We start from the raw sequence: 11896 nt of genomic DNA, 5'->3' as shown, positions 1-11896 counted from the left end.
TGCAACTGCGCCAGGCAAAAGCGGCGTGCATTGTGCCCGAAAAAGGGTGTTTAAGCCAAGGGGTTCTAGTTCAGCGTGACCCATCTTTGATTAATCAGCAGCTCAATCGGCCGATATTGAGTCTTGTAGTTCATCTTTTTGCAGTTCTTGATCCAGTAGCCCAGGTACACCGCTTCCAGTTCCAGGCGCAGGGCTTCGCCGATTTGCCAGAGAATCGCAAAACGACCCAGGCTGCGGCGTTCCTCGGCGGGCTCGTAAAAGGTGTAGACCGCCGACAGGCCGTTGGGTAGCAGGTCGGTGACTGCCACGGCGACCAGTCGGCCGTCTAGGCGGAATTCGTAGAAGCGCGAAAACGGCAAGTCGCGTACCAGAAAGGTGGAAAACTGGTCCCGGCTGGGCGGGAACATGTCGCCATCGGCATGCCGTTGCTCGATATAGCGCTGATAAAGGTCGAAATATTCTTCGCTGAAGCCCGGTTTGGCTGGTGTGACCGTCAGGTCGGCATTGCGTTTGAGGATGCGTTTTTGATTGCGGTCCGGCAAAAACTGCGTCACGGGGATGCGTGCCGGCACGCAAGCGTTGCAGTTTTGGCAGTGCGGGCGGTACAGGTGGTCGCCACTGCGGCGAAAGCCCATTTCCGACAAGTCGGCATACACATGCGCGTCCATCGGCTGGCTGGGGTCGAGGAACAGCGTAGTGGCCTGCTCGTCGGGCAGGTAACTGCAGGAGTGCGGTTGAGTGGCATAAAACTTCAAGCGCGCCAACTCGGTCATGATCAATTCTCGGATAAGCGTTGAAATAAGTGTAAGCCAGGTGCACGAAAGTCGCCTAGCAAACCCATGGCCCGCTGCTGGGCCGGTCCAGATGCTCGTGCAGGTAGTTGACGAAGTCGCTGCGGGAGATGGCGCGCGCACCCAGGCTTTGCAGGTGATTGGTGTGCATCTGGCAATCGATCAATACGAATCCCCAGGCCTGTAAGTGTTTGACCAGGGTGACAAAGCCGAATTTCGAGGCGTTGTCGGCGCGGCTGAACATCGACTCGCCAAAAAACATCTGGCCCATGGCCAGGCCGTATACACCGCCCACCAGGCGCCCGTCGTCCCAGACTTCGACCGAATGGGCGTAACCCCTCTGATGCAGCGCTATATAGGCGCTTTGAATGGAGTCGGTGATCCATGTCCCGTCTGCATAGCTGCGCGGCTCGGCACAGGCCTGGATGACGCTGGCGAAGTCCTGGTCGAACGTTACGGTGTAGCGCTGCTGGCGCAATAATTTGGCCAGGCTGCGGGAAATGTGGAGTTCTTCGGGGAACAGCACGGTGCGTGGGTCGGGTGACCACCAGAGGATCGGCTGGCCTTGTGAAAACCACGGAAAGCAGCCGTGGCGGTAAGCCTGCACCAGCCGGTCGGGCGACAGGTCGCCGCCAGCGGCCAGCAAACCATTGGGTTCACGCATGGCCTGGGCCAGCGGTGGAAAGGTCAGGGTGTCGCGTTGTAACCAGGTCAGCATGGCATCCAGCCTTACAGCAGGGGAGGGCGGTAACGGGCGCGATGCCTGTCTTTAGTGCGGTAATTATTGTCGACACAGCGCCAGGGGGCTAGTGCGAACACAGGATCGAGCGGTATTGGCGTGAAAAGGTGGGCGTGCAACTCTCTGCAAGGGGCGTGGTCGTAATCGCGTGCGTTGGTCGCAAAGCTAGTGCTGATTGGCAAAAACAGCGCATAAGCCTTTGTCAGTAAAGACAATGCATGCTCAAATTGAACGTCATGAAGAGAGCCCTTGGCTATGCTGTGTAGCAGAGGGGCTGCGTGTGGCATCCCGTCCACAAACCCGTACAATGCGGGCACTGTGGCGTTATCGCCGTTTTATGAATCAGTCACGCAGTGTTAAAAGTAGTGTGATCGACACAGGTTCATTTTTTATCTGCCCGGATGGGGCAGTATTTTGCAGTCATTCAATAGATGGACGCGCTAAAGGCGCAGGAAAATACCCGTTTTGAAGAAATCCACCGCGACACCTAAAACAGTAGTTCCGGCCTGGCGTCAGCACCTGCATTACCGGCTGAAGGAAGGCGCGTTGATCGCCATCGGCGCCTTGTGCCTGTTCCTGATGATGGCCTTGCTGACCTACGGCAAGGATGATCCGGGCTGGAGCCACAACAGCAAGATCGACGATGTGCAGAACTTCGGCGGCCCTGCCGGTTCCTACAGCGCCGATATCCTGTTCATGGTGCTGGGTTACTTCGCTTACATCTTCCCGCTGCTGCTGGCCATCAAGACCTGGCAAATCTTCCGCCAGCGTCACGAACCGTGGCAATGGAGCGGCTGGCTGTTCTCCTGGCGCCTGATTGGCCTGGTGTTTCTGGTGCTGTCGGGCGCGGCCCTGGCGCATATCCACTTCCATGCCCCCACCGGCCTGCCTGCGGGCGCCGGTGGAGCGTTGGGTGAAAGCCTGGGCGACCTGGCCCGAAGAACCCTGAACATCCAGGGCAGCACCCTGATGTTTATCGCGCTGTTCCTGTTCGGCCTGACCGTGTTTACCGACCTGTCCTGGTTCAAGGTCATGGATGTGACCGGCAAGATCACACTGGACCTGTTCGAGCTGTTCCAGGGCGCGGCCAACCGTTGGTGGCAGGCCCGCGTCGATCGCAAGCGCATGGTCGCGCAGCTGCGTGAGGTCGACACCCGGGTCAACGAGGTCGTGGCGCCCACGACGCCCGACCGTCGCGAGCAGGCCAAGGTCAAGGAGCGCCTGATCGAGCGCGAGCAAGCGCTGACCAAGCACATGTCGGAACGCGAAAAACAGGTTCCGCCGGTGATCGCCCCGGCGCCGGTCAAGGCGCCCGAGCCAAGCCATCGTGTGCAGAAGGAAAAGCAGGCGCCGCTGTTCATCGACAGTGCAGTGGAAGGCACCTTGCCGCCGATTTCGATCCTGGACCCGGCCGAAAAGAAACAGCTCAACTATTCTCCAGAGTCCCTGGCCGCGGTCGGCCATTTGCTGGAAATCAAGCTCAAGGAATTTGGTGTCGAAGTCTCGGTAGACTCGATCCACCCGGGCCCGGTGATTACCCGCTACGAAATCCAGCCGGCCGCCGGTGTGAAAGTCAGTCGCATTTCCAACCTCGCCAAAGACCTGGCGCGTTCGCTGGCCGTGACCAGTGTGCGGGTGGTGGAAGTGATTCCCGGCAAAACCACCGTAGGTATCGAGATCCCCAACGAAGACCGGCAGATCGTGCGGTTTTCCGAAGTGCTTTCCACCCCGGAGTACGACAACTTCAAGTCCCCGGTCACCCTGGCGCTGGGTCACGACATCGGCGGTAAGCCGGTGATCACGGACCTGGCAAAAATGCCGCACTTGCTGGTGGCCGGTACGACCGGTTCCGGTAAGTCGGTGGGGGTGAACGCGATGATCCTGTCGATCCTGTTCAAGTCTGGCCCGGACGACGCCAAGCTGATCATGATTGACCCCAAAATGCTCGAGCTGTCGATCTACGAAGGCATCCCGCACCTGCTGTGCCCGGTGGTCACCGACATGAAAGACGCCGCCAACGCCCTGCGCTGGAGCGTGGCCGAGATGGAGCGGCGCTACAAGCTCATGGCCAAGATGGGCGTGCGTAACCTGTCGGGCTTCAACGCCAAGATCAAGGAAGCCCATGAGCGCGGCGAGACGATTCCCGATCCGCTGTACAAGCGCGAAAACATTCACGATGAAGCGCCGGTGCTGACCAAGCTGCCGACCATCGTGGTGGTGGTCGACGAATTCGCCGACATGATGATGATCGTCGGCAAGAAGGTCGAAGAACTCATCGCCCGTATCGCGCAAAAAGCCCGGGCGGCGGGTATTCACTTGATTCTTGCCACCCAGCGCCCGTCGGTGGACGTGATCACCGGCCTGATCAAGGCCAACATCCCGACCCGCATGGCGTTCCAGGTGTCGAGCAAGATCGACTCGCGAACCATCATCGACCAGGGCGGCGCCGAGCAATTGCTGGGCCACGGTGACATGCTCTACATGCCGCCGGGCACCAGCCTGCCGATCCGTGTCCATGGCGCGTTCGTGTCCGACGATGAAGTGCACCGCGTGGTGGAAGCCTGGAAACTGCGCGGCGCGCCGGAGTACAACGACGACATCCTCAACGGTGTGGAAGAGGCCGGCAGCGGCTTTGAAAACGGCGGCGGTGGCGGTGAAGAAGACGCCGAAACCGATGCGCTGTACGACGAAGCTGTGCAGTTCGTGCTGGAAAGCCGCCGTGCGTCGATTTCTGCGGTACAGCGCAAACTGAAAATTGGCTACAACCGTGCTGCCCGCATGATCGAAGCCATGGAAATGGCCGGGGTCGTGACAGCGATGAACACCAATGGCTCGCGCGAAGTGATCGCGCCGGGGCAGATGCGCGACTGATTACGTGCCGCGTGGCACCACGCGGCGCGCCTTGCAAACGAATCTATGAGGACTCCCATGCGTCTTATCCGCATGCTGTTGTTGCCGGCCCTGGCCCTGACCGCTCTGTCGGCTCACGCAGACCCGGCTTCCGTGGCCAGCCTGACCAACTTGCTCGAGCAATCCAAGACCCTGAATGCGCGCTTTTCCCAGCTCACGCTGGACGCCAGCGGCGCGCACCTGCAGGAAACCGCCGGTGAAATGGCCGTACAACGCCCGGGCTACTTCTACTGGAAGACCGATGCGCCCGCCGACCAGACCATCGTCTCCGACGGCAAGAACGTGACGCTGTGGGATCCGGACCTGGAACAGGCGACCATCAAAAAGCTCGACCCGCGTCTGAACCAGACCCCGGCGCTGTTGCTCTCTGGCGACGTGTCCAAAATCAGCGACAACTTTGAAATCACGTCCAAGCAGCAAAGCGACGTGATTGACTTCACGCTCAAGCCCAAGGCCCGTGACACGCTGTTCGACAGCCTGCGCCTGTCCTTTCGCAAAGGCGTGATCAACGACATGCAACTGGTCGACAGTGTTGGCCAGCGCACCAATATCCTGTTTTCCGGCGTCAAGGCCAACGAGCCGATCCCGGCCTCGCGCTTCAAGTTCGACATCCCCAAGGGTGCCGACGTGATCCAGGAATAAGCTGACCAGAGGTTTCAACCGCTGCCCATGGATTTGTTTCGAAGTGACCCGATCGCTCAGCCCCTGGCCGCGCGCCTGCGCTCGACCAACCTGGACGAGTACGTCGGGCAGGAACACCTGCTCGCCCGTGGCAAGCCCCTGCGCGAAGCGCTGGAGCAGGGCGCGCTGCACTCGATGATCTTCTGGGGCCCGCCGGGGGTGGGCAAGACTACCCTGGCGCGGCTCTTGGCCAAAGTCTCCGACGCCCACTTCGAAACGGTTTCGGCGGTGTTGGCCGGGGTCAAGGAGATCCGCCAGGCGGTGGATGTGGCCAAGCAGCAGGCCGGGCAATACGGCAAGCGCACCATCCTGTTCGTCGACGAAGTGCATCGCTTCAACAAATCGCAGCAGGATGCGTTTTTGCCGTATGTCGAAGACGGCACGCTGATCTTCATCGGCGCTACCACCGAGAACCCGTCGTTTGAACTGAACAACGCGTTGCTTTCGCGGGCGCGGGTGTACGTGCTCAAAAGCCTCGACGAAGCTGCCATGCAAAAGCTGTTGCAGCGGGCGTTGAGCGAAGACAAGGGCCTGGGCAAGCGCAACCTCAGCGTCAGCGAAGAAGGCTTCAAGATTCTGCTGACCGCTGCCGATGGCGATGGGCGGCGTTTTCTCAACCTGCTGGAAAACGCCTCGGACCTGGCCGAAGACGGCAGCGAGATCGGCGTCGACTTGCTGCAAAGCCTGTTGGGCGACACCCGCCGCCGTTTCGACAAGGGCGGCGAAGCCTTCTACGACCAGATCTCGGCGTTGCACAAGTCGGTGCGTGGTTCCAACCCGGACGGTGCGCTGTACTGGTTCGCGCGCATGATCGACGGCGGCTGCGACCCGCTCTACCTGGCCCGGCGCGTGGTGCGCATGGCCAGCGAAGACATCGGTAACGCCGACCCGCGCGCCTTGAGCCTGTGCCTGGCAGCCTGGGACGTGCAGGAGCGTCTGGGCAGCCCGGAGGGCGAGCTGGCGGTTGCGCAAGCCATCACTTACCTGGCCTGCGCGCCCAAGAGCAATGCGGTGTACATGGGCTTCAAGTCTGCACTGCGGGCTGCCGCCGAGTACGGTTCGCTGGAAGTGCCCCTGCACCTGCGCAACGCCCCGACCAAGCTGATGAAACAGCTGGGGTACGGCGACGAATACCGCTATGCCCATGACGAGCCCGACGCCTACGCGGCCGGTGAAGACTACTTCCCCGAGGCGCTGGAGCCGCTGGCGCTGTATCAGCCCGTCCCGCGTGGCCTGGAGCTGAAAATCGGTGAGAAGCTCAATCACCTGGCCCAGCTCGACCGGTTGAGCCCCAAACAGCGGAGAAAATAAGTGCTCCAGACCATTCTTGCCGTGTCCGTAGCCGGTATCGCTGGTACATTACTGCGTTTCGCCACAGGAACCTGGGTCAGCGCCCATTGGCCCAAGTATTTTTATACGGCCACGCTGGCGGTCAACCTGGTGGGCTGCCTGATCATCGGCTTGTTGTACGGCTGGTTTTTGATCCGCCCGGAAGTGCCGATCGAAATTCGGGCCGGTCTGATCGTCGGGTTTGTCGGCGGTCTGACCACCTTTTCATCTTTTTCACTGGACACGCTGCGCTTGCTGGAAAGCGGGCAGGCCCCTGTTGCCTTCGGGTATCTGGCCATTAGCGTGTTCGGCGGGCTGCTCGCCACGTGGGCTGGCCTGTCCTTGACCAAACTCTGATAAACGAGAAACCGACATGCTCGATTCCAAACTGTTACGTAGCAACCTTCAGGACGTAGCGGACCGCCTGGCATCCCGTGGCTTTGCCCTGGACGTCGTGCGCATCGAAGCGCTGGAAGAACAGCGCAAGACCGTCCAGACCCGCACCGAAGCACTGCAGGCTGAGCGTAATGCCCGTTCCAAATCCATCGGTCAGGCCAAGCAACGCGGCGAAGACATCGCACCGCTGATGGCCGACGTCGAGCGTATGGGCAGCGAGCTGTCCGACGGTAAAGTCGAGCTGGAAAACATTCAGAACGAGCTGGATTCGATCCTGCTGGGCCTCCCCAACCTGCCGCACGAATCCGTGCCGGTCGGCGAAGACGAAGACGGCAACGTCGAAGTGCGCCGCTGGGGCACGCCCAAAGCCTTCGATTTCGAGGTCAAGGACCACGTGGCCCTGGGCGAAGTGACCGGCGGCCTGGACTTTGAAACCGCGGCCAAGATGTCTGGCGCGCGTTTTGCCCTGTTGCGCGGCCCGATTGCCCGCCTGCACCGCGCCCTCGCGCAGTTCATGATCAACCTGCACACCGGCGAGCACGGCTACGAAGAGGCCTACACCCCGTACCTGGTCCAGGCGCCGGCATTGCAAGGCACTGGCCAGTTGCCCAAGTTCGAGGAAGACCTGTTCAAGATCGGCCGTGAGGGCGAAGCCGACCTGTACCTGATCCCGACTTCCGAAGTGTCGCTGACCAATATCGTGTCCGGCGAAATCCTGGACGCCAAGCAACTGCCGTTGAAATTCGTCGCGCACTCGCCGTGCTTTCGCAGCGAAGCCGGTGCGTCGGGCCGTGACACACGCGGCATGATCCGCCAGCACCAGTTCGAAAAAGTCGAGATGGTCCAGGTGGTGGAACCGTCCACCTCCATGCAGGCGCTGGAAGGCATGACTGCCAACGCCGAGCGCGTCCTGCAACTGCTGGAGCTGCCTTACCGCGTATTGTCGCTGTGCACCGGCGACATGGGTTTCAGCGCCGTGAAGACGTACGACCTGGAAGTGTGGGTGCCAAGCCAGGACAAATACCGCGAGATTTCGTCGTGCTCCAACTGCGGTGACTTCCAGGCGCGCCGCATGCAGGCGCGCTTTCGCAACCCGGAAACCGGCAAGCCGGAGCTGGTACACACCCTCAACGGGTCGGGTCTGGCAGTAGGTCGTACCCTGGTGGCGGTGCTGGAAAACTACCAGCAGGCCGACGGTTCGATCCGCGTACCGGACGTGCTCAAGCCTTACATGGCGGGCATTGAGGTCATCGGCTAAATGGAATTTCTGCCGCTGTTTCATAACCTGCGCGGCAGTCGTGTATTGGTCGTCGGTGGCGGGGAGATTGCCTTGCGCAAATCCCGGCTGCTGGCCGATGCGGGCGCGGTGTTGCGGGTGGTTGCTCCCCAGATCGAAAGCCAGTTGCGTGAACTGGTGCAGGGCAGTGGCGGGGAACTGATTTTGCGCGGCTATCACGAGGCCGACCTCGATGGCTGCACCCTGATCATCGCCGCCACCGATGACGAGCCGCTGAATGCGCAGGTGTCCAGTGACGCCCGGCGCCGCTGTGTGCCGGTCAACGTGGTGGACGCGCCAGCCCTGTGCAGTGTGATCTTCCCAGCGATTGTCGACCGTTCGCCGTTGGTCATCGCCGTGTCCAGCGGCGGTGATGCACCGGTGTTGGCACGGCTGATTCGCGCCAAGCTGGAAACCTGGATCCCTTCCACGTATGGCCAGTTGGCCGGGTTGGCGGCGCGGTTTCGGGCCCAGGTCAAAGGCCTGTTTCCCGACGTTCAGCAGCGTCGTGCGTTCTGGGAAGACGTGTTCCAGGGCCCGATTGCCGACCGGCAGTTGGCCGGGCAGGGCGATGAGGCCGAGCGCCTGTTGGTCGAAAAAATCAACGGTGCACCGCCCCATGCCCCGGGTGAGGTTTACCTGGTGGGCGCAGGCCCCGGTGACCCCGACCTGCTGACCTTTCGGGCCTTGCGCCTGATGCAGCAGGCCGATGTGGTGCTGTACGACCGTCTGGTGGCCCCGGCGATTCTGGAGTTGTGCCGGCGCGATGCCGAGCGTGTGTATGTCGGCAAGCGTCGCGCCGATCATGCCGTGCCGCAGGACCAGATCAACCAGCAACTGGTGGACCTGGCCAAGCAGGGCAAGCGCGTGTTGCGGCTCAAGGGCGGCGATCCGTTCATCTTCGGCCGGGGTGGCGAAGAGATCGAGGAACTGGCCGAGCAGGGCATTCCGTTCCAGGTGGTGCCTGGCATCACCGCCGCCAGCGGGTGCGCGGCGTATGCCGGTATTCCGCTGACGCACCGCGACTACGCGCAATCGGTGCGCTTTATCACCGGGCACTTGAAAGACGGCACGTCAAACCTGCCGTGGAGTGACCTGGTGGGGCCGTCGCAGACCCTGGTGTTCTACATGGGGTTGATTGGCTTGCCGATCATCTGCGAGCAACTGATCCAGCATGGTCGTGCGGCCGATACCCCGGCGGCGCTGATTCAGCAAGGCACCACCGCCAACCAGCGGGTGTTTACCGGCACGCTGGCTGACCTGCCGCAACTGGTGGCGGAGCATGAAGTGCATGCGCCCACCCTGGTGATCGTGGGCGAAGTGGTGGTCCTGCGCGAAAAGCTCAAGTGGTTCGAAGGCGCGCAGTCCCAGGTCTGACCGGTTAAAGCGATTTATCCCGCGCGTCCCAGTACTGCTTGGCCCGTGCAAAGGCCTCCTCACGCGGGAGGCCCAGGCCGCGCAGGGCCAGGGCCATGGTGGCAATCAGCGCCAATTGCGGATAGCTGTCCTGAACCTCGCCCCGCCACAGCGCCTTCAGGTGCTCGGGGTCCAGGGTCGCGGGTTTGACGTGACGCTGGGCAGACAGCGCGGGCCATTCTTCATCCCAACTTTCGCCGCCGGTGGTGCCATACAGGTGGCTGATGGTGTCGGGGTTGATCTCGATCTCACCGCCGTCGCCCTTGACCACGATAACGTGATCGCCCAGCAGGCCGCTGGCTTCGCGGTGCACGCCTTGATAACCCGGATGAAAGATACTTTGCAGGCCGCACCGCGCACCCAGCGGGTTGAGCAGGCGTGCCAGCGAATGGATCGGTGAACGCAGGCCCAGCGTGTTGCGCAAGTCGATCATGCGTTGCAGCTGGGGTGCCCAGTCGCCCAGCGGAATAAACGCCAGGTTGCCGGTACTGAACGCTGCGACCACCTGTTGCCAGTTACGGCACAGCGGGATCTGCAAGTCGTCCAGCAACTGCTCTGTGTACAGCCGGCCCGCCGTGTGGGCGCCGCCGCCGTGCATCAGGATGCGCACGCCGTTCTGGGCCAGGCACTTGGCGGCCAGTAAGTACCACGGCAGGTGGCGTTTTTTACCGGCGTAGGTCGGCCAGTCGATATCCACGTTCAGCGCCGGGGCCTGCACTCGCTCGCGCACGGCCTCGGTGAAGCCTGCCAGCTCCTCGGGGCTTTCTTCCTTGTGGCGCAGTAGCATCAGGAAAGCGCCGAGCTGGGTGTCTTCGACTTTTTCATCGAGCAGCATGCCCATGGCTTCCCGTGCTTCTTCACGGGTGAGGCCGCGTGCGCCGCGTTTGCCTTTGCCGAGGATGCGCACAAATTGCGCAAACGGGTGTTCGGCCGGGGTTTGGGTCATCAGGGGGGCAAGGTTGGTCATAGGCAATTCGTCGGTCGGGGCAGGCCCGCCAGCTTGGCGGCGAGTTTGGCGGGGGTGCCTTTGAACAGTCGGTTGAGGTGCAGGCTGTTGCCTTTTTCCACGCCCAGTTTCAGCGCGGTGTATTTGATCAGCGGGCGGGTGGCGGGCGACAGCTGGAATTCGTCATAAAAGCGGCGCAGCAGTTCGAGGATTTCCCAGTGTTCGGGCGTCAACGCCATGTCTTCGGCGGCGGCCAGAGCGTTGGCCACGTCGGTGGACCAGTCGCTCAGATCGACCAGGTAACCGTCCTTGTCCAGCGCCAGGGCGCGCTCGCCCACGGTGAGGGTGTTCATAGCCAGGTGTTGACCTTGTCGTAATCGATCGACAGCTGGACGAAGCCTGGGTAATCCACGCTGTGTGCCCAGGCAGGCGCGTCCAGGTTGCGGGCCTGTGCGTCTTCGGCCAGCACGAACACCGTCACACCCTTAGTTTTCAGAACCGGGTCGTGCAGGCCGTAGGCGCCGTCGCCGCAGAGCAGGATCGCGTCCCGGGCGCCGCAAATACGCAGGCAGCTGTGCAGCCGGCTGTCGGTAAAGGGGGAGTGGGACACCACATGCAAGGTCGCCATCAGAGGGTTATCACCTGGTCGTAACGGTCAATCATTTCAGCGATCTGTTCGCTGCTCAGAGGCTGCGCGCTGGCGGGGGCGGCCAGGCCGCGTTCTGCCAGGCTGTGGCCGCAGGCAAACACCTCGTCGATGCCAAACAGCTCAAGGGCTTGCAGGTTGGCGCTGAGGTCTTTTTGTTGCACTGCCTTGGCGTTCTGGTTGGGCGCCAGTTGAAACACGCCGTCATCGAGAAACAGCAAGCCAATCGGCAAGTCGAAGGCCCCCCCGGCTAGCACGATGTCCAGCGCTTCCCGGGCGCTGGGGCCGGACCAGGGGGATTGGCGGCTGATGATCAACAGGGACTTGGGCATGTCACGGCCCTCCAAAGCAGATCAAACGGTCGGCAGACTGCGCCGCATCATGCAGTTGGCCCAAGCCCGAAAGCGCCCAGGGCGCCTCCAGATTGACGGCGCTGCGTTGATAGCGGGTGGCTTCGCTGGTATCCAGCACGCCCCGGCGCAAGGCGGCGGCGATGCACACCACGCCGTCGAGTTGATGAGCGCTGACAAACTCACGCCATTGCCGGGCGATGTCCTGCTCGTCCTGCGGGCTGACGATGTTGCCGGACGCGCTGTGGACGCCGTCCTGGTAAAAAAACAACCGCACGATCTCATGCCCGGCGGCGAGCGCGGCTTGCGCAAACAGCAAGGCGCGGCGCGAGGAGGGCGCATGGGGGGCGCTGAACAGGGCAATCGCGAACTTCATGAAACACTCTTCGTAACAAAGAAGGTGGGGCAAACGAGCG

General features: G+C 61.9%; 13 protein-coding genes. 6 read left to right on the top strand and 7 right to left on the bottom strand.

All coding sequences use genetic code 11. The annotated features are described in order from the left end of the window. Window positions 1-65: 65 nt before the first annotated feature. Both ACW9H9_RS01050 and aat read right to left on the bottom strand, forming a co-directional pair. Window positions 66-773 carry an arginyltransferase gene (locus tag ACW9H9_RS01050; protein WP_457341150.1) on the bottom strand — a complete coding sequence of 236 codons (708 nt, stop codon included), beginning with the start codon at window positions 771-773 and terminating at the stop codon, window positions 66-68. A 55-nt stretch (window positions 774-828) separates the two neighbouring features. Further along, window positions 829-1509 carry a leucyl/phenylalanyl-tRNA--protein transferase gene (aat, locus tag ACW9H9_RS01045; RefSeq protein ID WP_457341149.1) on the bottom strand — a complete coding sequence of 227 codons (681 nt, stop codon included), beginning with the start codon at window positions 1507-1509 and terminating at the stop codon, window positions 829-831. Between the two features lie 486 nt (window positions 1510-1995). On the opposite strand from aat, the gene ACW9H9_RS01040 reads away from it, so the two are divergent. From ACW9H9_RS01040 to cysG, 6 genes are read left to right on the top strand one after another with little or no spacing between them, the layout of a single operon-like run. Beyond that, window positions 1996-4401 (top strand): DNA translocase FtsK, encoded by a 2406-nt coding sequence (locus tag ACW9H9_RS01040; RefSeq protein ID WP_457341148.1) that lies wholly within the window; start codon window positions 1996-1998, stop codon window positions 4399-4401. 57 nt (window positions 4402-4458) lie between these two features. Next, complete coding sequence (gene lolA, locus ACW9H9_RS01035; protein ID WP_457341147.1) at window positions 4459-5082, top strand: outer membrane lipoprotein chaperone LolA; 624 nt, start codon at window positions 4459-4461, stop codon at window positions 5080-5082. 27 nt (window positions 5083-5109) lie between these two features. Next, on the top strand, window positions 5110-6432 hold the full coding sequence (locus ACW9H9_RS01030; protein WP_457341146.1) for a replication-associated recombination protein A: 1323 nt from the start codon (window positions 5110-5112) through the stop codon (window positions 6430-6432). Continuing rightward, the gene (gene crcB / locus ACW9H9_RS01025; RefSeq protein ID WP_457341145.1) at window positions 6433-6807 is read left to right on the top strand and encodes a fluoride efflux transporter CrcB; all 375 of its coding nucleotides are present in this window, start codon (window positions 6433-6435) and stop codon (window positions 6805-6807) included. It abuts the gene before it with no gap. Window positions 6808-6823: 16 nt separating this feature from the next. Beyond that, complete coding sequence (serS, locus tag ACW9H9_RS01020; protein WP_457341144.1) at window positions 6824-8104, top strand: serine--tRNA ligase; 1281 nt, start codon at window positions 6824-6826, stop codon at window positions 8102-8104. Then, the gene (gene cysG, locus ACW9H9_RS01015; protein ID WP_457341143.1) at window positions 8105-9499 is read left to right on the top strand and encodes a siroheme synthase CysG; all 1395 of its coding nucleotides are present in this window, start codon (window positions 8105-8107) and stop codon (window positions 9497-9499) included. Between the two features lie 4 nt (window positions 9500-9503). On the opposite strand, the gene ACW9H9_RS01010 is transcribed toward cysG, so the two are convergent. Genes ACW9H9_RS01010 through tusD form a run of 5 tightly spaced genes read right to left on the bottom strand, consistent with a single transcriptional unit; the run spans window position 9504 to window position 11856 of the window. Then, window positions 9504-10505 carry a glycosyl transferase family protein gene (locus ACW9H9_RS01010; protein WP_457341142.1) on the bottom strand — a complete coding sequence of 334 codons (1002 nt, stop codon included), beginning with the start codon at window positions 10503-10505 and terminating at the stop codon, window positions 9504-9506. Continuing rightward, window positions 10502-10837 (bottom strand): TusE/DsrC/DsvC family sulfur relay protein, encoded by a 336-nt coding sequence (locus tag ACW9H9_RS01005; RefSeq protein ID WP_457341141.1) that lies wholly within the window; start codon window positions 10835-10837, stop codon window positions 10502-10504. Before ACW9H9_RS01005 ends, ACW9H9_RS01010 begins: the two co-directional genes overlap by 4 nt. After that, window positions 10834-11112, bottom strand: a complete 279-nt coding sequence (gene tusB, locus ACW9H9_RS01000) for a sulfurtransferase complex subunit TusB (protein WP_457341140.1) — start codon at window positions 11110-11112, stop codon at window positions 10834-10836. Before tusB ends, ACW9H9_RS01005 begins: the two co-directional genes overlap by 4 nt. Continuing rightward, complete coding sequence (gene tusC / locus ACW9H9_RS00995) at window positions 11112-11462, bottom strand: sulfurtransferase complex subunit TusC (RefSeq protein WP_457341139.1); 351 nt, start codon at window positions 11460-11462, stop codon at window positions 11112-11114. Before tusC ends, tusB begins: the two co-directional genes overlap by 1 nt. A 1-nt stretch (window position 11463) precedes the next feature. After that, window positions 11464-11856, bottom strand: a complete 393-nt coding sequence (gene tusD, locus ACW9H9_RS00990) for a sulfurtransferase complex subunit TusD (RefSeq protein ID WP_457341138.1) — start codon at window positions 11854-11856, stop codon at window positions 11464-11466. Between the last annotated feature and the right edge of the window lie 40 nt (window positions 11857-11896).

Source organism: Pseudomonas sp. SDO5215_S409 (genome assembly GCF_054071325.1).
This window is presented reverse-complemented; position numbering and strand designations above follow the sequence as displayed.